Source organism: Paenibacillus sp. MMS20-IR301 (assembly GCF_032302195.1).
Classification (GTDB): domain Bacteria; phylum Bacillota; class Bacilli; order Paenibacillales; family Paenibacillaceae; genus Paenibacillus_AQ.
Genome location: NZ_CP135275.1, coordinates 7,421,084 through 7,443,701, shown reverse-complemented (window position 1 = coordinate 7,443,701; position 22,618 = coordinate 7,421,084). Strand labels below are relative to the sequence as shown.

General features: G+C 52.6%; 19 protein-coding genes and 1 tRNA gene. 8 read left to right on the top strand and 12 right to left on the bottom strand.

Going from position 1 to position 22,618, the window contains the following annotated elements; all coding sequences use genetic code 11:
- Positions 1-56 precede the first annotated feature (56 nt).
- Genes LOS79_RS32015 through LOS79_RS32000 form a run of 4 tightly spaced genes read left to right on the top strand, consistent with a single transcriptional unit; the run spans position 57 to position 4,109 of the window.
- Positions 57-1,520 (top strand): spore germination protein, encoded by a 1,464-nt coding sequence (locus LOS79_RS32015; RefSeq protein WP_315415074.1) that lies wholly within the window; start codon positions 57-59, stop codon positions 1,518-1,520.
- Positions 1,521-1,559: 39 nt separating this feature from the next.
- Complete coding sequence (locus LOS79_RS32010; protein ID WP_315415073.1) at positions 1,560-2,771, top strand: Ger(x)C family spore germination protein; 1,212 nt, start codon at positions 1,560-1,562, stop codon at positions 2,769-2,771.
- Positions 2,768-2,977, top strand: coding sequence for a hypothetical protein (locus LOS79_RS32005; RefSeq protein WP_315415072.1), 210 nt, complete (start codon positions 2,768-2,770; stop codon positions 2,975-2,977). Before LOS79_RS32010 ends, LOS79_RS32005 begins: the two co-directional genes overlap by 4 nt.
- Positions 2,978-3,011: 34 nt before the next feature.
- Entirely contained in the window at positions 3,012-4,109 is a 1,098-nt protein-coding gene (locus LOS79_RS32000; RefSeq protein ID WP_315415070.1) for a GerAB/ArcD/ProY family transporter, read from the top strand.
- A gap of 63 nt (positions 4,110-4,172) precedes the next feature.
- Here LOS79_RS32000 and ispG read toward each other — a convergent pair whose 3' ends face one another.
- From ispG to LOS79_RS31975, 5 genes are all read right to left on the bottom strand, one after another.
- The gene (gene ispG, locus LOS79_RS31995) at positions 4,173-5,327 is read right to left on the bottom strand and encodes a flavodoxin-dependent (E)-4-hydroxy-3-methylbut-2-enyl-diphosphate synthase (RefSeq protein WP_315415069.1); all 1,155 of its coding nucleotides are present in this window, start codon (positions 5,325-5,327) and stop codon (positions 4,173-4,175) included.
- 127 nt (positions 5,328-5,454) lie between these two features.
- Complete coding sequence (gene clpX / locus LOS79_RS31990; RefSeq protein WP_042217131.1) at positions 5,455-6,711, bottom strand: ATP-dependent protease ATP-binding subunit ClpX; 1,257 nt, start codon at positions 6,709-6,711, stop codon at positions 5,455-5,457.
- A gap of 12 nt (positions 6,712-6,723) precedes the next feature.
- Positions 6,724-7,314, bottom strand: a complete 591-nt coding sequence (gene clpP, locus LOS79_RS31985; protein WP_036726029.1) for an ATP-dependent Clp endopeptidase proteolytic subunit ClpP — start codon at positions 7,312-7,314, stop codon at positions 6,724-6,726.
- A gap of 285 nt (positions 7,315-7,599) precedes the next feature.
- Positions 7,600-8,940, bottom strand: coding sequence for a trigger factor (gene tig, locus LOS79_RS31980; RefSeq protein ID WP_315415063.1), 1,341 nt, complete (start codon positions 8,938-8,940; stop codon positions 7,600-7,602).
- 96 nt (positions 8,941-9,036) lie between these two features.
- A complete protein-coding gene (locus LOS79_RS31975) occupies positions 9,037-9,966 on the bottom strand; it encodes a hypothetical protein (RefSeq protein ID WP_315415062.1) in 930 nt (309 codons plus the stop codon).
- A gap of 138 nt (positions 9,967-10,104) precedes the next feature.
- Between LOS79_RS31975 and LOS79_RS31970 the strand changes: the two genes are divergently transcribed.
- Positions 10,105-10,178, top strand: a tRNA-Arg gene (locus LOS79_RS31970).
- 1,087 nt (positions 10,179-11,265) lie between these two features.
- On the opposite strand, the gene LOS79_RS31965 is transcribed toward LOS79_RS31970, so the two are convergent.
- The 7 genes from LOS79_RS31965 to LOS79_RS31935 all read right to left on the bottom strand — a co-directional run bounded on the left by LOS79_RS31965 (position 11,266) and on the right by LOS79_RS31935 (position 19,804).
- A complete protein-coding gene (locus LOS79_RS31965) occupies positions 11,266-12,474 on the bottom strand; it encodes a HEAT repeat domain-containing protein (RefSeq protein ID WP_315415061.1) in 1,209 nt (402 codons plus the stop codon).
- Between the two features lie 191 nt (positions 12,475-12,665).
- Positions 12,666-14,537, bottom strand: a complete 1,872-nt coding sequence (locus LOS79_RS31960) for a flagellar assembly protein A (protein WP_315415059.1) — start codon at positions 14,535-14,537, stop codon at positions 12,666-12,668.
- Between the two features lie 145 nt (positions 14,538-14,682).
- Entirely contained in the window at positions 14,683-15,564 is an 882-nt protein-coding gene (gene pstA / locus LOS79_RS31955) for a phosphate ABC transporter permease PstA (RefSeq protein ID WP_315415058.1), read from the bottom strand.
- Positions 15,565-16,509: a phosphate ABC transporter permease subunit PstC gene (gene pstC / locus LOS79_RS31950; RefSeq protein ID WP_315415057.1), complete on the bottom strand. Its 945-nt coding sequence runs from the start codon at positions 16,507-16,509 to the stop codon at positions 15,565-15,567.
- Positions 16,510-16,599: 90 nt separating this feature from the next.
- Positions 16,600-17,463 carry a phosphate ABC transporter substrate-binding protein gene (locus tag LOS79_RS31945; protein WP_315415056.1) on the bottom strand — a complete coding sequence of 288 codons (864 nt, stop codon included), beginning with the start codon at positions 17,461-17,463 and terminating at the stop codon, positions 16,600-16,602.
- Between the two features lie 60 nt (positions 17,464-17,523).
- Positions 17,524-18,942, bottom strand: coding sequence for a stalk domain-containing protein (locus tag LOS79_RS31940; RefSeq protein WP_315415055.1), 1,419 nt, complete (start codon positions 18,940-18,942; stop codon positions 17,524-17,526).
- 418 nt (positions 18,943-19,360) lie between these two features.
- Positions 19,361-19,804, bottom strand: coding sequence for a hypothetical protein (locus tag LOS79_RS31935; protein ID WP_315415053.1), 444 nt, complete (start codon positions 19,802-19,804; stop codon positions 19,361-19,363).
- Between the two features lie 194 nt (positions 19,805-19,998).
- Between LOS79_RS31935 and LOS79_RS31930 the strand changes: the two genes are divergently transcribed.
- From LOS79_RS31930 to LOS79_RS31920, 3 genes are all read left to right on the top strand, one after another.
- Positions 19,999-20,754 carry an ABC transporter ATP-binding protein gene (locus LOS79_RS31930; RefSeq protein ID WP_315422557.1) on the top strand — a complete coding sequence of 252 codons (756 nt, stop codon included), beginning with the start codon at positions 19,999-20,001 and terminating at the stop codon, positions 20,752-20,754.
- Positions 20,751-21,788, top strand: a complete 1,038-nt coding sequence (locus LOS79_RS31925; RefSeq protein ID WP_315415052.1) for an ABC transporter permease — start codon at positions 20,751-20,753, stop codon at positions 21,786-21,788. The genes LOS79_RS31930 and LOS79_RS31925 overlap by 4 nt, the downstream gene beginning before the upstream one ends.
- Positions 21,789-21,854: 66 nt before the next feature.
- Positions 21,855-22,565 (top strand): TetR/AcrR family transcriptional regulator, encoded by a 711-nt coding sequence (locus LOS79_RS31920; RefSeq protein WP_315415051.1) that lies wholly within the window; start codon positions 21,855-21,857, stop codon positions 22,563-22,565.
- The last annotated feature ends 53 nt before the right edge of the window (positions 22,566-22,618 follow it).

Below are 22,618 nucleotides of genomic sequence, written 5' to 3'. Positions count from 1 at the left end.
GCATACGATTTCCACAAACGGAAAAGACTATACGGGATGACAGGGGGGTTATTTACATGACACAGCTGGAACATGCAGGAGCACCCGGGGAGAAGCTGCCGGCTTCATTGTCTGCTTTCGTAGAAGGCATGCAGGCCCGCCTGGGCACAAGTACGGATATTATCTACCGCTTCCTCACGCTTGGCCCCTCGCCCGCTGCTGTTGTATTCATTGAAGGGATGGCTGATCCGGATAGTGTAATCCAGGCAATTCATGAAGATGCCAGCCTCTTCGGTGAATTCACGGAGCCTCAGCCGGAGCGCTGCCGGAAGCTGCTGCTGGAACGGACACTTACCCTCGGCAAGGTTGGGGAGATCCATAACTATACAGAGGTAGAGACCGAGATTCTCGCCGGCAACACGATTATTGTTATCGAAGGAAGTGTTACCGCCCTGTCAGCCGGTACAGAAGCGCTGAAGCAGCGCGCGGTAGAGGATGCCAGCTCCCAGTCGGTCGTGCGCGGCCCCCGCGAAGGCTTCACGGAGTCCCTGCGGGAGAATACGGCGCTGGTGCGCAGGCGCATCCAGAACCCCAAGCTGCGGATCGAGTCGCGCAAGCTGGGGAAGCAGACCCAGACGGATGTCGCCGTAATGTACATTGAAGGCAACGCCGATCCGGTCGTGCTGCAGGAGCTGCGCAGGCGGCTGGATGAAGCTGATCTGGACAGCGTACTGGAGAGCAATTACATCGAGGAGATGATTCAGGACAAGCAGTACAGCCCTTTTCCTACGGTCTATAACACAGAGCGTCCGGATGTTACAGCCTCGGCGCTGCTGGAAGGGCGGATCGCCATTCTGACGGAGGGTACTCCGTTTGTACTTGTGGTTCCTGCACTGCTGGTGCAATTCTTCCAGTCCAGCGAGGATTACTACCAGCGGAGCGACTTCGCCAGTCTGGTACGGCTGCTCCGGTATTTCTGCTTCGCTGTCGCGCTGCTGACGCCCTCCTTCTATATCGCCATCACCACCTTCCACCAGGAGATGATTCCGACTACCTTGCTGATCAGCCTGATTGGGCAGCGTGAGGGAATTCCTTTTCCGGCATTCCTGGAAGCCTTCATTATGGAGATCACCTTCGAGGTGCTGCGCGAGGCCGGTATCCGGCTGCCCAAATCCATCGGCCAATCGGTCTCCATCGTCGGAACACTGGTCATCGGCCAGGCGGCGGTGGATGCAGGACTGGTCTCGGCTGCGATGGTCATTGTAGTGTCCATTACTGCCATTGCCAACTTCGCCCTGCCTGCCTTCAATGTCGGGATCTCCGTGCGGATGCTGCGTTTCGTGCTCATGGCGATTGCCGCCTCTTTCGGCTTATTCGGGATGATTATCGCGTTAATTATACTGGGACTGCATCTGTGCAGCCTGGAATCGGTGGGCGTTCCTTACATGACCTCATTCGCACCAACCCGCTGGCAGAGCCAGAAGGATACGTTCGTCCGTTTATCCCGGCGAGCCATGAAGAAATATTTTGGACAAAATTAGCACATGATCTTGAAACCCACAACGAAAGGACGGCTGCCCATGCGGGGAAGACGAATGCTGGCCATCCTCCTGATCCTGGGACTGGCTTCAATGCTTACCGGCTGCTGGAGCCGTAAAGAACTGAACGAGCTGGCACTCGTCATGGCGCTTGGCATCGATCTGGACCCGGAGGGATATGCGGTATCCGCACAGGTAATGAACCCCAGTGAGGCAGGCAACCAGAAAGGCGCTTCCTCCGGAAGTCTGCCTGTCGTTACCTACAAATCCGTAGGAAAGACCGTCCCTGATGCACTGCAGCGCATGCTGAGCATGACGCCCCGTATGCTGTATCTGGCGCATATCCGTGTCATTGTGTTCGGGGAGGAGCTGGCCCGCAGCGGTGTGAGTGATGCCCTGGATTTCCTCTCCCGTGACAACCAGACGCGTACTGACTTTTATCTGCTGGTGGCCAAGAACTCTACTGCGTCCAAAATCCTGGAGATCGTGACTCCCTTCGAGCATATTCCGGCGAACTCCCTCTATTCTTCGATCCTGGTCTCCCATAAGAAATGGGCGGCAACCGGCAAGGTCACTCTGCAGCAATTCATTACCGAGCTTGAGCGCGGCGGCTCTAATCCGATCATGTCCGGAGTGCAGCTGCGCGGAAACCTGCAGAATGGGGAGTCACCCAAGAATGTGCAGAACATCAGCCCGCAGACCTTAATTCAGCATGCCGGGATTGCCGTGTTCAAAAAAGACAAGCTGGTCGGCTGGCTGGGAGAACCGCTCAGTAAAAGTGTTAACTATGCGCTGAATGAAGTGGATACCACTGTCGGCAATGTACCCAGCCCTGAAGGAGGCACTGCAGGCTTCATTGTAACCCAGGCAGATACCCGGCTGGATATTAAGATTAATGAAGAGGGCAAGCCGGAATTCATCGTTAAGCTTAATATCGAAGCTGACCTGACTACGGTAGAGGGTCCGCTTGACCTGAACAATCCGGCGAATCTCAAGATCATTGAGGATAATCTGCAGAACCGGTTCAACATCAAGATGTCCAGTGACATCCGGGAGATACAGGAGAAATACAATTCCGATATCTTCGGCTTCGGAGAAGCGCTGCACCGGAAATATCCCCGCCTGTGGAAGGATTACCGCGAGCACTGGGAGGATACCTTCAAGACTGTCAAAGTCGATGTCCACTCCAAGGTTGCGATCCGGCGCATCGGCTCCATCATTCAACCGCTTAAAAAGGAGATTGAGGAGAAATGAACTGGAGTCTGCTGCTGCTCTTCATCCTGCTGTTCGTGCTGGTTGTAAAAACACCTGCCGTCCTAAGGCTCCGGTCCGCCCGGGATATCGCCGCTTTCTACGGGTTCTGGAGTCTCTCTTTCCTGGTCACTCTTGCAGATATGGCCGAGCTTCCACAGTTCAGACCGCTTGACTGGGTACGCAGCATTATGCAGCTGTTATCCTGAATCCTTGTATTCCAGGAAAGGAGCGAGAATACGCTTGAAGAACCGTTCGGGCATTTCCTTCAGACAGTTCTATATCATGACGTTCGGCCTTACCATCGGAACCTCGATCCTGGTCGTACCCAGCGGAATGGCACGTACCGCGAGAGAAGATGCCTGGATTGCTGCGCTCTGCAGCCTTGCGATCAACCTGATCATGGTTGTGCTGTATATTGCGCTTGCCCGGCTTCATCCCGGCAGGAATATCTTTGAGATCTTCGAGGATACCCTCGGCAAATGGCTGGGTAAAGCGGTCTCGCTGCTCTATCTTTTCTACTTTCTGATTCTTACGGGTACGCTGCTCGGTGATCTCGGATTCTTCATCTCCAGTGAGATTATGCCGGAAACACCGATGGAGGTTGTCCAGATCATCTTCCTGACTGCAGCCGTAGTCAGTGCGGGTAAGGGGATTATTGTCCTGGCGAGAGTCGGTGAATTGCTGTTCCCCTGGGTGTTGTTCCTGTTCCTTATCCTGACACTGGCTCTAACGCCCCAAATTGAGTGGAATCATATCAAGCCTGTTCTGGAGGGCGGCTGGACTCCTATATTCAAAGCCGGGTATCAGTCAGCCATGTTTCAGGAAGTTATTGTCCTTATGACTTTCCTCCCGCTGGTCAAAAAGCCCCGTGACGGAGAGCGGGCCTTTCTGCTGGGGACATTCGCAGGCGGTGTCATGCTCAGCATTATCGTCTTGCTCAGCATCCTTATTCTTGGCATTGAACAGACGGAGAACAGCACCTTCCCGGCCTACGCCCTCTCCAAAACCATTAATATTGCGAACGTTCTGCAGCGCGTAGAGGGCATCCTGATCACGATCTGGGTCTTAACCTTTTTCATCAAAATCTCACTGCTCTACCACTCCATCCTGAAGGGGATTCAGACCGTCTTCCGCCTCAAGTCACCGGGGCATCTGATCTACCCGCTGGCGGTACTCTTCATTCTCATCGCCTGGAATACCTATATCAACACGGTTTATGTCAATGAGATCATTGCCACCGTGTGGGGGAACTTCTCGTTCATCCACCTGCTGCTGATTCCCTTCATTCTGTATCTGATTACTCTGCTTACCAAAAAACGCCCCGCAGCAAGGGTCTGAACGGACAGACCCTGCAAGCGGGGCGCTTCATGAATATAGATAAAGGCTATATGAACGATAGGATCATTCCGCTGAATTGCTGCCCTCAGACGTACCGATGCTTACAGCCGGAGCAAGTCCTGCATGCTTACGGCCGGGAATCTCACCGGTCTCTTCGAAGTGGGCCACGATGATGTCAATCTCCTTCTTCAGCTCGGAGACCAGCTCCGCTTCAGGAACCTTGCGGATCATCTTGCCGTAACGGAACAGCAGGCCTTCTCCGCGTGCTCCGGCGATACCGATATCTGCCTCTCTGGCTTCCCCCGGACCATTCACCGCGCAGCCTAATACCGATACCTTGATAGGCACCTTGAGCTTGGAGATATACTCTTCCACTTCGTTCGCGATCGAGAAAAGATCAATATCCAGGCGTCCGCAGGTCGGGCAGGAGATTAGCGTAGCGGCGTTCGAGATCAGACCGAAGGTCTTGAGCAGCTCCCGGGCTACCTTCACTTCTTCCACCGGATCAGCGCTCAGAGAGATACGTACAGTGCTGCCGATACCCATCGAGAGCAGCGCGCCGATCCCGGCCGAGCTCTTCACGGTTCCGGCGAACAGCGTACCGGATTCGGTGATGCCTAAGTGCAGCGGGTAAGGAATGACTTCCGCTGCCTTGCGGTAAGCTTCGATCGCCATCGGCACATCGGAAGCCTTCAGCGATACGATAATATCATGGAAATCCAGCTCTTCGAGAATCCCGATATGATACAGGGCACTCTCGACCATGGCTTCCGGTGTAGGATAACCGTATTTCTCCAGCAGATGCGTCTCCAGGGAACCGGCATTAACCCCGATACGAATAGGAATGCCCTTCTCCTTGCAGGCCTTAACTACAGCTTCCACCTTGTCGCGGCGCCCGATATTGCCGGGATTGATCCGCACCTTATCGATGCCGTTCTCGATGGCCAGCAGAGCCAGCTTATAGTTGAAATGAATATCCGCTACCAGCGGGATATGAATCTGTTTCTTGATTTCCTTAATTGCCGCCGCCGCTTCTTCATTGTTGACCGTTACACGCACGAGCTGGCATCCGGCTTCCTCCAGCCGCAGAATCTCGGCAACGGTGGCTTCCACATCAGCGGTTTTGGTCGTACACATGCTTTGGATCGCAACCTCGTTGTTTCCCCCAATAATAACCCCGCCGACATTGACGGGACGGGTCTGGTGTCTCAAGAACATGGTTTTCTCTCCCCCATAACGATCAAAGCTCCACTCCCTCCGCCTCCGCAGGTCATGCGGAGTATGCGGGAGAAAGTGGAGACCCTGAATTGTATTGTTTAGCAGCGTAAGCTATTCTTCGGTCTGCTTAGGCGCTTTCTTCTTTTTTCTTGTCTTTCTTGAGGCTCAGCTCCGGCAGGGACTTCTCCTGGACTACCTTCTCAGTGATGACACAATCCTTGATGTCATCACGCGAAGGCACCTCGTACATCACGTCGAGCATAATGCTCTCAATGATGGCACGCAGTCCGCGGGCACCGGTGTTGCGTTTGATCGCTTCCTTGGCAATCGCTTCAAGGGCCAGCGGCTCAAACTTCAGCGCAACATTATCCATCTCCAGCAGCTTCACATACTGCTTCACAAGCGCATTCTTCGGCTCGGAGAGGATGCGTACCAGGGTGTTCTCGTCAAGCGGCTCCAGCGTCGAGATAACCGGGAGACGGCCGACAAACTCGGGAATGAGACCGAATTTGAGCAGATCCTCCGGCAATACCATTGAGAGGTATTCGCCTGCTTTGAGGTCCTTCTGGCCTTCAACAGCTGCGTTGAAGCCGATGACTTTTTTGCCGATACGGCGTTTGATCATCTGCTCCAGACCGTCGAAAGCACCGCCTACGATAAACAGAATGTTCGTTGTATCGATCTGAATGAATTCCTGGTGCGGGTGCTTGCGCCCGCCTTGCGGTGGAACTGAAGCTACCGTACCTTCCAGAATCTTCAGCAGCGCCTGCTGTACACCTTCACCGGAAACGTCGCGGGTAATGGACGGATTCTCCGATTTACGCGCTACTTTATCAATCTCATCTATATAGATAATGCCGCGTTCGGCCTTCTCCACATCATAGTCAGCCGCCTGAATCAGCTTCAGGAGAATGTTCTCAACATCTTCGCCCACATAACCTGCTTCCGTAAGGGAAGTAGCATCGGCAATGGCAAAAGGCACGTTGATGATCTTCGCCATCGTCTGCGCGAGCAGCGTCTTACCGGAACCCGTAGGTCCAAGCAGCAGGATGTTGCTCTTCGTCAGCTCCACATCTTCAATCTTGCTCTGGCTGTTCACACGCTTGTAGTGGTTGTATACGGCAACGGAGAGCGATTTCTTCGCCTGCTCCTGGCCGATTACATATTGATCCAGAATATCGCGGATTTCCTTCGGCTTCGGAATATCCTTCATATCCAGCTCTTCCTCGTGGCCGAGCTCCTCTTCTACAATCTCTGTGCACAGCTCGATGCATTCGTCACATATATAAACGCCAGGTCCGGCTACGAGCTTGCGGACCTGCTCTTGTGATTTACCGCAAAAAGAACATTTCAGCTGCCCTTTTTCATCATTAAATTTAAACATCTTACCACCCCTTTAAGATATGATCGGTGAAGAGAGAACCTGGTCAATGAGCCCGTATTCCTTGGCTTCTTCCGCGCTCATGAAGTTATCGCGGTCTGTATCCCGTTCGATTTTGTCAAGGGGCTGACCTGTGCGCTCCACATAAATCTGATTCAGCTTCGCCTTGGTCTTGAGAATCCAGTCGGTATGGATCCAGATGTCGGATGCCTGCCCCTGAACGCCGCCGAGCGGCTGGTGAATCATAACCTCGCTGTTAGTCAGCGCATACCGTTTGCCGGGGGCTCCGGCAGTCAGGAGCAATGATCCCATACTGGCCGCCATCCCTACACAAATCGTTGAAACATCCGGTTTGATATATTGCATCGTATCATATATACCCATGCCGGCTGTAACAGAACCACCGGGCGAGTTGAGGTACAAGTGAATGTCTTTTTCGGGGTCATCTGCTGCCAGGAATAACAACTGGGCGATTACCAGATTGGCGACATCATCGTCAATCGCACTGCTCAGGAAAATGATGCGATCCTTCAGCAGTCTGGAATAGATATCGTATGAGCGTTCTCCCCGGCTTGTCGTTTCCACAACCATTGGTACCAGACTCATGCCACCAACCTCTTTTCTCTATACAGATTAGTCTTACCGTTTCAGAAATATTTTAACACGTTCAAAGCGGGATGTCATTTATTCACTGGTGCACTTCTGGCCGCACTGCTCATGTGCAAGCCATTATATCGCAAATCCGGAGACAATGCCAATCCACTGCTTCGCGGTATGTATTCCCGGCCTCTGATCCGATAAAAATAAGGCACGTAAAGAAAACTTACGTGCCTTATCTATTCTGTATGGAGGCCGGTAAAGCTGGCCGTTCTAAGTTAATTAATGTCATGGTTACTCAGCGCTTGCTTCCTCAGCAGCAGCTTCTGCCGGTGCTGCTGGCGCTTCAACTTCTACGCTATTGCTAACGAGGAGGTCGATGGTCTTGCGCAGCGAGATTTCTTCCTTCAGGCTGCTCAGGGAACCGTTGGCTGTCAGGATGCTGCGGATTTCTTCAGGAGTACGCTTGTAAGCTTCAGCCATAGTAGCCAGCTCTTGCGTAACTTCTTCGTCGGACACTTCAATCTTCTCTTCCTTGGCGATGAATTCCAGAACAAGGTTATTGCGGACACGCTTCTCAGCATCGCCCTTCATTTGCTCTTGCAGGTCTTCACGGGTCTGGCCGGAGAAGCTAAGGAACATATCCATGTTCATGCCCTGCTGGCGGAGACGGGTGTCGAAATCGCGGACCATGTTGTCCACTTCGCTGGCGATCATAGCTGCAGGGATTTCAACTTCAGCGTTTGCTGCTGCTGCGTCAACTACTGCAGATTCACGGATGCCTTTCAGCTCGTCCTGTTTACGGGACTCAAGCTGTGCCTTCAGGTCTGCTTTGTATTCTTCCAGCGTGTCGAATTCACTTACATCCTTAGCGAACTCATCATCCAGCTCAGGAAGCTGTTTGCGTTTGATTTCGTGCAGCTTCACTTTGAATACAGCAGCTTTGCCGGCAAGCTCAGCAGCGTGGTAAGCCTCAGGGAAAGTAACTTCAACATCCTTGAAGTCTCCGGTAGCCATACCTACAACCTGCTCTTCAAAGCCAGGGATGAAGGAGTTGCTTCCAAGCTCCAGGGAGTGACGCTCAGCCTGTCCGCCTTCAAATGGAACGCCGTCAACGGATCCGTCGAAGTCGATTACAGTGATGTCGCCGTTAACTGCTGCGCCTTCTTCAACTACAACCAGCTCAGCATGACGCTCTTGCAGACGTTTCAGTTCAGCATCCAGCTCTTCGTCAGATACTTCTGCCTTCTGTGCAGGAACTTCCAGACCTTTGTACTCGCCCAGCTTCACTTCAGGCTTAACAGTGATCTTCGCTTTGAAGATGAACGGCTGGCCTTTAGCGAATTGCTCGATGTCTACTTCAGGACGGTCTACAGGGAAGATGTCAGTCTGATCAACAGCTTCGCTGTAAGCTTCAGGAAGAAGGATGTCAATGGCATCCTGGTACAGGCTTTCTACGCCGAAACGGGATTCAAAAATCGGCCGCGGCACTTTACCTTTACGGAAGCCAGGAACGTTTGCTTTCTTTACCACTTTATTAAAAGCTTTGTCGAGTGCTGCAGCTACGCGGTCTGCGCCTACTTCGACTTCAAGAACTCCGAGGTTCTTCTCTATTTTTTCCCAAGTTGCTTTCATAATATACTTTTCCCTCCAAAATTGGTTACATGTTTACTTGAAAAAAGACATACAATTCACGCACAGAATAACCATTATATTATATACAACATTACTCTATTTATCAAGTAGAGAACTCTTTACAAATCCTTTTAGCGAACGGTAAGCCCCTTCGAATTGGAAGCGCATGCTGTCGGTGATTCCGTACATGCTCCGCGTCTCCTCTTCCTTGCGGTTCCCGTTCAGGCTCTCCGATACCATCTGATGCAGCGCTCCGGCCCAAATATCCAGCAGGTAATACTCGCCGTCCAGCAGCTCGCGGTATTCCCGGGTCCCGTAAATCGACATTATAAACTGCCCCCACAGCTCCTGGGCAAAATAATACAGCGTCGGCTCATGCACCTCCGCCTGCTCCGCCACCCGCTCCAGCACCTGGCTCACCTGCGGCGGAAACTCCTCGTTCTGCAGCGGCACAGTCTCGATCTCCACCTCAGCGGCCTCGTGGCCGCGGCTTATCCTGACCGCGCCCTGCACGCCTCTGCGGCGGAGGGTCTGCAGCGTGCGGAACTGCAGCAGCGGATGCACCTCGGCCTGCTGCAGCCAGCCGGTCAGGGCTTCATCCACCTGTGTTCCTTCCAGGTAGGAGAGCTGCTCCAGCGCGAGCACTGTCGCCTCAGACAACGGCTCCTCCATCACCCGCTTCAGCAGCTTCTCGGGGTAGCCGGCATCCTCCTCCAGCTTGGACCTGGCCAGAATCCTCGCCATATCCTCTTCCTTCAGATCCTGTTCCGCCGCAGCCGGTGCAGGGCCTGCATCTCCGCCCTGTGCGGCGTAAGGGAAGGCTGCCTCCAGCCATTCCAGCAGCGACTGCCATTCCTCATAGTGCCGCTCTTCCTGACCCTGGCACTGCAGCAGAAACCGCAGCAGCTCCATCGCCTCCCCGTAGCGTTCACTTTCCAGCATGACCGTTAGCTGAATCTGGTAATAATCCAGTGTCTTCGGAAACAGTACAATATTCTCTTTGGCGGGGGAATCGAATTGATTCATGAGGGCACCTCCTTTTTCTCCGTTCCTTGAGTCCATTGTAGATTATAGCATATCCCTGTATCGTTTCAAAAAAACAGGTTGAAAAACTTAAGTATGTATGATAACATAATTTTTGCTTGCTTTTCAGTTAGTGGTCATGTCCCGGTAGCTCAGCTGGATAGAGCATGCGCCTTCTAAGCGCACGGTCGGGGGTTCGAATCCCTTCCGGGACGTAAGCAAACAGCCTTCCTTCGGGAAGGCTGTTTTTGCGTCCGGGGGATGAGAAGCCTGGGCGGCAGCCGGGTTCGTTGGAGCATAAGCTTCGTTAGCACCCGCTTCGCAATCAGCCCGAATGGGCTGTATCCCTTCCGGGACGTAAGCAAACAGCCTCCTTCGGGAAGGCTGTTTTTGCGTCCGGGGGATGAGAAGCCTGGGCGGCAGCCGGGTTCGTTGGAGCATAAGCTTCGTTAGCACCCGCTTCGCAATCAGCCCGAATGGGCTGTATCCCTTCCGGGACGTAAGCAAACAGCCTTCCTTCGGGAAGGCTGTTTTTGCGTCCGGGGGATGAGAAGCCTGGGCGGCAGCCGGGTTCGTTGGAGCATAAGCTTCGTTAGCACCCGCTTCGCAATCAGCCCGAATGGGCTGTATCCCTTCCGGGACGTAAGCAAACAGCCTTCCTTCGGGAAGGCTGTTTTTGCGTCCGGAGGATGAGAAGCCTGGGCGGCAGCCGGGTTCGTTGGAGCATAAGCTTCGTTAGCACTTGCTTCGCAATCAGCCCGAATGGGCTGTATCCCTTCCGGGACGTAAGCAAACAGCCTTCCTTCGGGAAGGCTGTTTTTGCGTCCGGGGGATGAGAAGCCTGGGCGGCAGCCGGGTTCGTTGGAGCATAAGCTTCGTTAGCACCCGCTTCGCAATCAGCCCGAATGGGCTGTATCCCTTCCGGGACGTAAGCAAACAGCCTTCCTTCGGGAAGGCTGTTTTTGCGTCCGGAGGATGAGAAGCCTGGGCGTCTGCGGGGTGAGCGTTGCGGACTGGAGAGCCGTTATTCGGGCGGATTCCGGCATTCCGCAGTCCTTGCGGACACAGGAGCCGTTAAGTAACCCGTTTCCCCTCATTTTGAGCGCTATTGAGCAAAATAAGGGCCCCTGTGTCCGCAACCGGCACGAAAGCCGGCTTTTCCGCCAAATAAGGTCTCCTAAGTCCGCATGGGTCCTCACCAGCCGGCTGAGTCTGCATGGGCAGGTCCGCCGCCAGCGCGATCCTCAATAAGTTCGTATCCAGCTCATTTACCTGCCCCCGTTTCAGGCCAGAGATGAGCAGCTAAGCGCCACAGCATTTCTTATGCTTCTTCCCGCTTCCGCAAGGACAAGGATCGTTGCGGCCTACTTTTTCCGGGCTTACATAAGTTTTCTCCGTTCCGTTTAACCGGTTATGAGTTCCTATGGGAGTTTTAGTACTGAACATCCTGTTGAGTTCAGCTTCATGCTTGACCATCCGCCGTTCTTGCACAGCAAGCTCTTTCTTCCAGTCTGATAACAGCGGATGCGACCTGCCTGAAATGACGCAATATGCATATATGGAATCCGTAAGATTCAGCAATTCTCTGGCGTATCCTTCTTCCATCATAGTCTCAACAACTGAAAGAGCCTTACTTGCCCCCAACTCGCAGAGAGAATCAGCCAGCGTAGTCGCACTAGTAAGATAGCGGTCTTCCGGCAGCAGTGCAAGCACCGCCTCCTCGGAGGCGGGCAGTTTAATTTTACCCAATACACTTGCCGCAAACTGCCGGTGGAATTCATCTTCACTAGCAGGATATTGTTCCTTCAGCGTCACTATAACCTCCGGTGTCCCGATTCGCACAAGCGCCTCTTCGGCATTAGACTGAAGCAGGTCATCTTCTTCCGCCAGGAAACCGCACAGTACTGGAATAGCCGCCTCCAGCTTCATTAGGCCTGCAAGCTGGATAAGATAAGGTACTTCATAGCTTGAGTCGCCCGGATCACTATTGCGCAGCTTCTGCAGCACCGTTTCGGAATCCATACAGCTCCGGCGGGCCAGTTCATTTACGATATCATCTCCGTACTCCGCATCAAATTCTCCCCAATATTTCCCGGTGCTTTGCTCAATAAATACTCTGAAGACATCCAGCAGTTCCTGATCGTTCATTTTTGCTAGATTATTCTTTTGCTCAACCCGTTTTTTCCAGACCGGGTCTTGTTCGATTGTCTCCTTGAAGGGGATCAGCAACTGAGGCTCACAATGATATAAGATGTTCTGTATAAGCATATTCGTATTCTTACTGTTAGACGGCGACTTGCGTAAATCCAGCAGCTCGCGGATGGTCTCTTCAGTCTGCGGGAAGTTGTAGGCATAGGGCAGATGAATAGTTCCCGTATTCTTAGTTTGCTTCAGTTTGTCTATCACAAGCGGCATCAAGGTAGTATCATTCTCATATAAAAAGCTCTCGGCAAAAAAACGCAGTGCGAAGTTGCTCACAACAGACTCGGGATGGAGGATAAATTTTTTCACTTGTTCAGCATTAAACATTCTTATGCTCCTTTTTATAATATTCTTTGTTTCCTTGCAGCAACCGTTCCAGATAAGATGCGTTTCCCAAGCCCGATTCTTCAGCCAGTTTAGGAGTGGATCGTATCTCCACCCTATTCATACAGCCGGGGCCTCGGCTCCCTTGTCGTATACTCCAGCCAGGCACTCCATCTTTACTTTGTCTCTGCCGCCAGCTTAATCATCCGTACAGCCTCAGCATCGAATACACGGTTCTCCATCGGTTCAGTGATATCAGCGGCATAGCGGTCAACGGTGACTCTGCCCTGATACATTTTGCGGACGGAGATGCTGTGTCTGGCTTTCAGGTAGGACTGGGCTCCGCTCTCCCCGCCGACATAGGAAGCTGTTATGCTGCCTCCCGCCTCCAGCTTGGAGCCGCGGCAGACCGAAAGCGTCTTCAGAAAGGAAATGTTACCGGAGGAGAACAGCTCACTCTGCACAATACCATCCCTGTGTATGGTAATGTCGCCGTTTGATTTCAGTGTGCTGTTCTGGCATTGGCCGATGTTAACCTCGACCTTCGTCTCCTGCATCCGGGCCACTCCCATGTGCAGCTCCTCCAGCATGCCGATCACTCCGCCAAGTGCAGCCTCATTCATATAATCCACCAGCTGTGCCGGCTTCAGGAACATCCCGAGGAAATGCAGCGTCTGCTCCAGATCCTGATGGTAGGAGGCCTGAACCGTGGCCAGCACGGACAGCAGCTCCTTAATCAGCTGGGGAATCTTCTGGAATTTGCTCTCCAGCAGCAGCAGGACAGCCTGTCCATATTTGACGCTCTGCTTCCGGCCATGAACGGCCTGTACCAGCATCCGCACCGCTTTCTGGAGGAGCCGTGTCTCTTCAATCAGCAGCTTGGAGCAGTTATAGATCCGGTTGTACATGACGCCGAAGTAGCCGGAATACAGCTTGCTGTTCACCACATTGCCTTTGACCAGAATGCTGCCGGTGGCTGTGATTGTTGAGTTATACACACTGCCGGCAACGTACACATTGCCCAGCGACTCAATGATCATGTTATCTTCCACATCGCCGCGGATAATAACATCGCCGGAGAATACAATATTGCCGGATCTTATATTCACATTACCCGGGACCATGTAGGAGGTACAGATGTCAAAATATTTGATCCGGTCACCCGTAACCCGGGGCCGGCCCTCGCGCAGGGCGCGGATCTCATTGCCTGCCAGCAGCACGGTGTTGTTCCTGCCGAGGATGGTTATATCCGCCGGCGGCGGAGGGTAGATAATCTCTCCGAATACATCATAGCCGGGAATCCCCTCAACCACCGGAATTTTACGGGCCAGCACTTCACCCCGGATGACCGAAGGAATGCGTAGATGATTGCGGTAATCCACCTGGCCCTCAGTTTCATTGAATTGATTCTCAATTACTTCGGAGAACAGCAGCTCCAGATGGGCATTCTCACCTGGCACAGCCGCCCTGCCTTTGGCCGCAGTAATCGGCTGGTAGGTGGGATTCTGCAGTTCGCTGTGGATGCCGGAAATATTCAGATTCTGGATAATTCCGCGGCGCTCGAAATCGGTGAGGATCTGATTGAGGCCCAGCACCGAGGTGATGCTCTCGGAATCCATTACAGCATCTACTTCCACCATCCCGGCAGACAGCTGATCATTCAGCTTCCAGGCGAACTTCTTTGTAGAATGCAAGGTAAAAAAAGCCCGCAGGCGGTCCTCCGACATCGTCACCGAATAGAGCGGGGGCTCGGCAATCTCCCATTCTATACTGTCTGCGGTGGTGACCTCTACCAGCCCGGTGACAGGCTCACCATTGATATGCAGGACAACCGGAGGAACGGCCTTAACCATTGCCGGCGGCCCGCCCGGAAGCGGGTCCTGTATGAAAATCTTGTCGGCCCGGACAAGCAGCCGTCCGCCATTGTCATTGCCCTCTTCTTCGGGAACCATAAACGAAAAGTCCAGTTCAAGATCACTATGATCCTGGGACAGCTCCAGCATATTAATCAGCTTATTCAATTCCTGTTCAGACATACGGTCAGGCATAATGGCACACCTCCTGTTCCAAGCTCTGTCTTCAGTTTAGTATTATTAACTGCTTTAAGCAATGCAGAAACAGGCTGCTCTGCTGTGATTCATCCACAGCAGAGCAGCCTGTTTCTATTCAAACCAGTCAATTACAGTTCAAGCCTCAGCGTCCCTTACGGCGGTTGCCCAGCCACAGCGGGAAGCGGAACGAGAAGTTGATCAGCAGCACGATAAATACAAGCACCGCAGCAGATTTGTCGGCAATCTGGCGTGCATCCTCAACAATCGCTTCAGACTGCACATACCAGAGATGGACTGCCAGCGTCTCACCCGGTGAGAACAGATTGAAATCCCACATCTCACCGGAGGTGCTGAGGCCGGCGGTCAGGATAATGACCGCCGATTCGCCAAAGGCGCGTCCGGCCACAAGGCAGACGCCGGTAACGATTGCCGGAAGGGCAACCGGCAGCACAACCTTGCGGATGACATGGAACTTCGTCATCCCGAGTGCATAGCCGGCTTCACGGATATCCCCCGGAACCGCACGGATGGATTCTTCCGTGACGCGGGCCAGTGTCGGCAGATTCAGCAGTGCCAGGCTGACGCCCCCGCCGATGATCGTCAGGCCGATGCCGAAATACTCGGCGAAGATGGCCAGCCCGAGGAGACCGAACACGATAGACGGGACCGAAGCCAGGGATTCCACGCAGATACGCAGTCCGGCTGTGAAGGCATTATCCGGTGCATACTCTGCCATATAGATCCCTGCACCGATCCCGATCGGAACGGAGATCAGCAGCGAGATAATCAGAATATAGAAGGAGTTGAACAGGACAGGACCGATCCCGCCGCCGGCATCAATCTCTTCCGGCTGTTTGATCAGGAAGTCGGGGCGCAAGGCGGGCAGCCCCTTGCCCAGTATGGTGAACAGCAGCCAGAATATCAGCAGCAGCACCAGAACGCCCAGTGTATAGAAACCGATGGTTGCTAATTTATTGCGGCGTTGTGCCCGGGCGGAATGTGGTGTACGAGCGAATCCGTTCATTTAGGCGTCCCTCCGTTTACGGCCCAGGAGGCGGATAATTAGAATAAGTACGAAAGAGATCAGCAGCAGCAGGAATGCCATCATATGCAGTGCGTAGTTCCAGGTGGAATCAAACTCTACGTTCGAGATCTGCATAACGATATTACTGGTCAGCACGGAGGTTGGCGAGAAGAGGCTTTTCGCCAGTTGCGGTGTATTTCCGATGACCATAACCACCGCCATAGTCTCACCGATGGCCCGCGTCATGCCAAGAATCACTGCCGAGATAATACCCCGGCTGGCCGCAGGCAGCACAATACGCATGATGACTTGAATACGGGTTGAGCCAAGCGCATAGGCGGCATCACGGTACTTCCGCGGAACCGAGACAATGGCATCATCGCTGATCCGGCAGATCGTCGGCAGCACCATCAGTGCCAGGACCAGCGCTGCAGCTAGCAGCCCGTCTCCAAGACCTTCACCGCTGACTCTGCGCAGGAAGGGAAGCAGAACGGTCAGGCCCAGATAGCCGTATACAATAGAAGGAATACCGACCAGCAGATCGAGCACCGGGCGGATAAAGCTCTTCATCCATTTCGGAGCAATCTCCGCACAGAGCACTGCCATCCCTACCGAGATCGGCACCGCAATCACCAGTGTCAGCGCTGTGAGAGACAATGTATTTAGGATAAAGGCAGCGGCGCCGAAGAAGTCCTCTTCCGGTGTCCAGTTGAAAGAGAAGAAGAAATCGAGCGGTGAAATATTGGCGAACAATAACAGCGCCGTCTTGCCGATGAATACGATAACTAGACCGAGCACCAGACATAGTGCCAGGATACTGAATAAGAAATAATAACGGGATATTGTATTGCCGAGTAAATGCCGCTGGTGCCGTTTGCTATCCACTTGAACTTTCTCAAGGCTATTCTGCTCTCGCGATGTCAGGCCGTGAACCGGTGCCCCCATACTTTCCCTCCTGTAAGAGGCCAACTCCGCATTGTTCTCCGGAGCTGGCCGCTGTTACCTCTCAATATATAGCTTGCGTTATGAATAAACTTAGGACTGCATTGCAGAGATCGGGATGAATTTAAGCTTCTTCAAAGAACCCTGTTGGAACTTCTTGCTCTGTACATATTCGATGAATTCTTTAGTTGCGCCGGTTGGCTGGCCTTTAGTCATGTAGTAACCGTAAGCCCAGATCTTGTAAGATCCGTTGATAACATTGTCAGTAGTAGCAGCAATCCCGTTGAATTTCACGGCTTTGATGTCGCTGCCTGTTACATAGACAAGGTCAATGTAGCCAATAGCGTTAGGTGTAGTACCTACGGCTGTTTTCATGTCACCGCTGGAACCTGTTTCTTTATAGTTCTTTTCTTTCTTAACGATATCTCCGCCGGCAAGGGCTTTAGCCTGGTAGTTAACACGGGTACCGGAACCGAAAGCACGGGTGATAACTACGATATCCGCATCCGAACCGCCTACTTCCTTCCAGTTCGTGATTTTACCGGAGTAGATGCCTTTAAGCTGTTCAGTGGTCAGGTTGTCTACACCGACATTCTTGTTCACGATGGTTGCGAAAGGAATGACAGCTACCTTGTTTGCTACCTGTCCGTCGAAGGCCTTGAAGCCTGGAACATCAACACTTGCATCCCAGTCACAAGCTCCGATATCAGCGATACCCTTCTTCACGGCCTGTGGTCCGGTAACGGAACCTTTACCTGAAGCCGCAATCTTCACTTTAGGGTGCAGCTTCTGGAACTCTTTAGCAGCCTGCAAAGTCAATGGAAGCAGTGCAGTAGAGCCGTTAACGGTGATTTTACCGGAAAGATTGTCCGCAGCAGCGGCAATCCCTGCAAATGATGCGGTAACTGCAAGAACTGCAGTCAGCGCTGTAACTGTTAATTTTTTGAAAATCTTCATGTAATAATTCTCCTCCCGGCGGTATCGCCGATAAATGTTGTTATACTTACGAAGCTGGTCTTAGTTAGTCAGTTGTACAGCCTTGCCGCTTTGAATCAACAGGACTTTGCCGTCGCTTACTACAGCCAGCCTGCTGCCGTCCTTCGATACGGATACTTCAGATACATCTTCTGCTGTGCGGTAAAGTTCAACCGGAGCAGCGCCGTTAGCAACAGAGTAGATTACTGTGCTGCCGTCTGCCGTCAGACCAGATACAACCAGACCTCCGTTTACGCCAGTAGACCAGGTAGCTTCTGCACTCAAAGTAACTGCTGTACTAGTGCCGTCAGCCGCAATGATTTTGAGTGTGTTGGCTGTTTTGCCTTCCGGATCAGCGCTCAGGTAAGCTACAGTTCCGTTAGAAAGAATTTCCGGATACAGCTTGTTGTCAAGAGCAGTAGTCAGCGCTACAGGCTTAGCATCCTTAGTTCCAAGATCCAGCTTGAACAGCTGTTCTCCGGCTTTACTGTAGTCTACTGTGAGGGAATCTTCAGTGCTGTCTGCATCGTTCTTCGCAGTACCTGTGATATTGACAATGTACACTGCAGTTTTGCCGTCTGCGGATACACGCAGTTCGGATTTGTTCTCTACCTTGTCTTCAAGAACTGCTTTAACTGCGCCAGTCTCTACAGAGATCTGCGCCAGCTTCTCTTGTTTGTCACCTTGAACGAAATAGATTGTCTTGCCGTCATTCGACCATACGATATCAGTCTTAACGCTGGTATCTTTGCCGAGAGGAGTAACTACGCCGGAGGACAGGTTAATCAATTGCAGAAGGCCTGTCTCATCGCTGAACGCGCCCCACTCATGATCTGCGGATACCGCATAATCTACTGCACTGCTATTGGAAGAGAACAGATCGAAGTTGCCAGGGGTCTGGCTGAATTTATAGAGCAGTGTGGATTCGGCGTCGCTTTGGTTAGCGATCAGGCTTCCGTCCGCACTCCAGTGAAGTGTATCGAATTGGCCTACTGGGCGAGCGAAGCTCAGGATGCTGCTTGTATCAGCCTCAAGCTCACCGCCAAGTGCTGTAACCAGCTTGGTCAATTCCACATAGGTTTTGTTGTTATGAACTACCGGTGCTACTGTGAACTGCTGTGCTTCACCATCAACCTGATAGCTCTTTACACCTGCTTGAATTTGTACAGTATGTAGACCTTTGCTGTCATTTAATTGGAATCCGTTGCTGCCGAGCACTAGACCTGCTCCAAGCTCTCCGGCAACCTGGCTTAGCGAATAGAGTTTGTAACCACCGCTGTTGATTGTGCTGAGTGCAACTGGAGTACCGTTAATGCTCCAAGTAGTGCTTCCCTCCTGCACTGCGGTTGTCTTGACGGCGGCGGCGCTGACATTGCTGCTTGGAGCCAGAACACCTACTGCTCCCCCTGTTACGAGAAGTGCTGAAGCCAAAGCTGCGCCGATCCATTTACTGTTTGTCAATTAGATTCACCCTTTTCCTATAGGTAACTGCTAATGTTATTTTCGTCTACGAATGTGAATTCTGTTGCAGAGGAATGTTATGGAAATATTAATTGTAAAAGTAAATACATTTTGCTCTCTACAATAGATTGAACTTAAAACTTTGGGAGAATAAAACCAGTCGCCACTCCGGTGAATATTTGGACTTCCAGCCGCTGTTATCTGCAGATTTCCTGATGAATACCGCTGTTAGCGGTAGAAATCTTCAGATAAAGGCGGACGCTACCGCTCCTCCAGTTCCAAAATTCCCCTCCGCCGCTCCTTTTCTTCCACTCAAGTATTTACGCTCAATCTATCTAAGAATGAAAAGCAATTAGGGGTGAACCTAGAAAGGCCGGCCCTGGAATTCAACCGGGGCCGGCCTTTTGTAAAATCTATGTTAATTCACTATCCACGTCACAATAATCTCACTGGCACCGGGCTTTGATTCCGAGCTGCTGCCAATAATAGAATACGAGTAGGAGCCGCTCACTTTACCGTTAATCAGGATGTTTTGGTTGTCCACAATTTCAGTTTCAAGCTCCAGCTTCTTCTCTCTTACATACTTCTGATATGTAGTTCCAAGAGCAGCCATGCTGGCTTCGGTCTCATAGATCAGCATGGAGGATTTCTTGCCTTCGGCTACTTCACCTTTGGTAAAAGTAATGCCCGCACCTTGCGGAATCGGCAGGTCGCCAGGAAAATACTGCTGCGTCTGCGTATCCTCTTCCGCGAGTGTATGAAAATATCCGCCGTTATCTTCCCCGCCGCTACTGCTGCAGCCGCTGAGTCCTGCCGCTGCCAGAAGGACTCCCGCTGCAAGGAACAGCTTAAATCCTGTCATCTGCCCACCGCCTTTGGTATTGCGGGTCCGGCTTACCGGCAATCCGCTGGATTATACTATTTATTAAACGGATATCCCTCATATGGAAACGGATATTCCATAAAATTTAAACAGGTCTATCCCGCTGCAAGAAAGAGATTTACATTTAACCGGGGAAGGCATATTATAATGAGTGAGTGCTCACTCATTAAGTGATGACAAGAATTGGGGAGATACAGATGAAAGAGAACCGTTCAGTTATTGAGGTCAATCATGTGGACCGTGCTTTCGGGAGTAAGACTGTACTGAAGGATATTACACTTCAGGTGGCCCAGGCGGAAACCTTCGGGATTCTCGGCCCTTCCGGCTCCGGGAAAACAACCCTCGTCAAGCTGCTTACCGGCATCGATGAAGTGACCTCAGGCGAGGTTAACGTACTGGGTGTACGCATGCCAAAGCTGGCCATGCTGCAGCAAATCGGTTATATGGCCCAGTCGGATGCCCTGTATACGGAGCTCAGCGCCAAGGAGAATCTGGAGTTCTTCGCTTCCCTGTACGGCCTGAAAGGCGGCAACCGCACACGCCGGATCAGGGATGTGATGGAGCTCGTCAATCTTCAGGAGCATCTGCGCAAACGGGTGGATCAGTATTCCGGAGGCATGAAACGGCGGTTGTCGCTGGCAATCGCCCTGCTGCATGAGCCGCCGCTGCTGATTCTGGATGAACCTACCGTCGGTATCGACCCTGTGCTGCGCCAGTCCATCTGGAAGGAGCTCAAGGCGCTCAACAGCAATGGAACAACGATTGTCCTGACCACCCATGTAATGGATGAGGCCGAGAAATGTGACCGGCTCGCAATGATCAGGGATGGCGTGCTGCTGGCCGTGGACACTCCCGCCGGACTGCTCCAAGCTACCGGTTCAGCTGCGCTTGAGGAAGCCTTCCTCTACTATGGAGGTGTGCGCAAATGAGAATCCGGGCAATTACCCTAAGAATTCTGCAGCAATTCATTCATGATAAAAGAACAATGGCGCTGATGTTCATCGCCCCGCTGCTCGTCCTCAGCCTGATGAGTCTGGTATTCAACGGCGATGCCTATGAGCCTAAGATCGGAGTATCCGCCGGCGCTACCATATTAAGCACCGCATTCGAAGCCCAGAAGGCTGACATTACGGAATACGCTACTGATGAAGCAGGCGATGTTGCCCTGAGGTCAGGAGATATTGATGCATACATTACTTTACAAGGAACCTCTCCCCAGGTTGTTCTGGAAGGCAGCAACCCGTCCGCTAACCGCGCGGTCATGATGGCGCTGCAGGAAGCGGTACAGAGTCTGCAGCCTGCATCCGCCGCTGGCGGGCAAGTCCAGCCGCAGATCAGCTATCTGTACGGTGCGGAAGATATGAAGACAATCGACCGCTTCGGCCCGATTATGATCGGGGTCTTCGTTTTCTTCTTCGTCTTCCTGATCGCCGGCGTCTCCTTCCTGCGCGAGCGGACTACAGGCACGCTGGAGCGCCTGCTGTCGACTCCGCTGAAACGCTGGGAAATTGTCCTTGGTTATGTCTGCGGCTTCGGGATCTTCACCGTCTTCCAGGCGCTCCTGATCTCCTGGTTCTCGATTCAGGTGCTCGGTATAATGATGGCCGGCAGCTTCGGCTATGTTCTGCTGATGACCTTGTTATTGTCGATGTCGGCGCTGACGCTCGGCACGCTATTATCCGCATTTGCCGCTAATGAGCTGCAGATGATCCAGTTCATCCCGCTTGTCATTGTGCCGCAGATCTTCCTGAGCGGACTGTTTCCGCTGGATACGCTCCCTCTCTGGCTGCAGCGTGTAGGTCTGGCAACGCCGATCTATTACGGCGCCCAGGCGCTGATGGATATTATGATCCGCGGCAAGGGCTGGAGCGATATCGCCCTGGATGTATTCATGCTGATCGGCTTCTCGCTGCTCTTCATGCTGCTGAACGTACTCGCTTTGCGCAAGCACCGGAAGATGTAGACCGTGAAACCGCCATGCGGGCTATGGTACACTTGGATATAAAGCGAGAGATTTGGAGGTCTATACATGCAGAAAGACAATGCTGCGGGGCAGCAAGGCCAAGAAGGCCGGAAGCTGGAGCAGCCGGAGCTGGAGCAGTGGGTTCAAGAGCTGCTGGCCCTCAGCGAGCGGGACAAAATGACTCAGAAGCAGATATCCATTCTGCAGGCGGCTATTGATATTTTCTCCGAGAAAGGGTTCTCGGCAGCAGCCACCAGCGAAATCGCCCAGAAGGCAGGAGTTGCCGAGGGGACGATTTTCCGGTACTACAAAACCAAAAAGGATCTGCTGCTGGCCATCGTTGTCCCTATAATGAGCCGGATGCTCGCTCCGTTCGTCATTCGTAATTTCGGCGGCGTACTGGATGTTCCCTTCGAGAGCTTTGAAGCCTTCCTGCAGGCCTTCACAGCCAACCGGCTTGAATTCGCCCGCAAGAATCTCAAGATCATCAGAATTCTTATCCAGGAGATCCCCTTCCAGCCTGCGCTCAGAGAGCAGATTATGGAGAATATCCTCAGCCATGTGCTGGAACGGGTCAATGCCATTGTTGAGCATTTCAAGGAGCAGGGGGAACTCATTCAAGCGCCTACCCCGGCGGTCATCCGGTTCACTATCTCATCCGTGGTCGGCTTCCTGCTGGCCCGCCTGCTGCTGATGCCGGATCATGACTGGAATGACGAAGAAGAGATCAGGCAGACGGTGAGCTTCATTATGCATGGTATCGGCAAAGCGGAATAGTTGGCAGGACCATTTAGCCCGGGGAAGGCGGCATATCATGCTGCTTCTCCGGG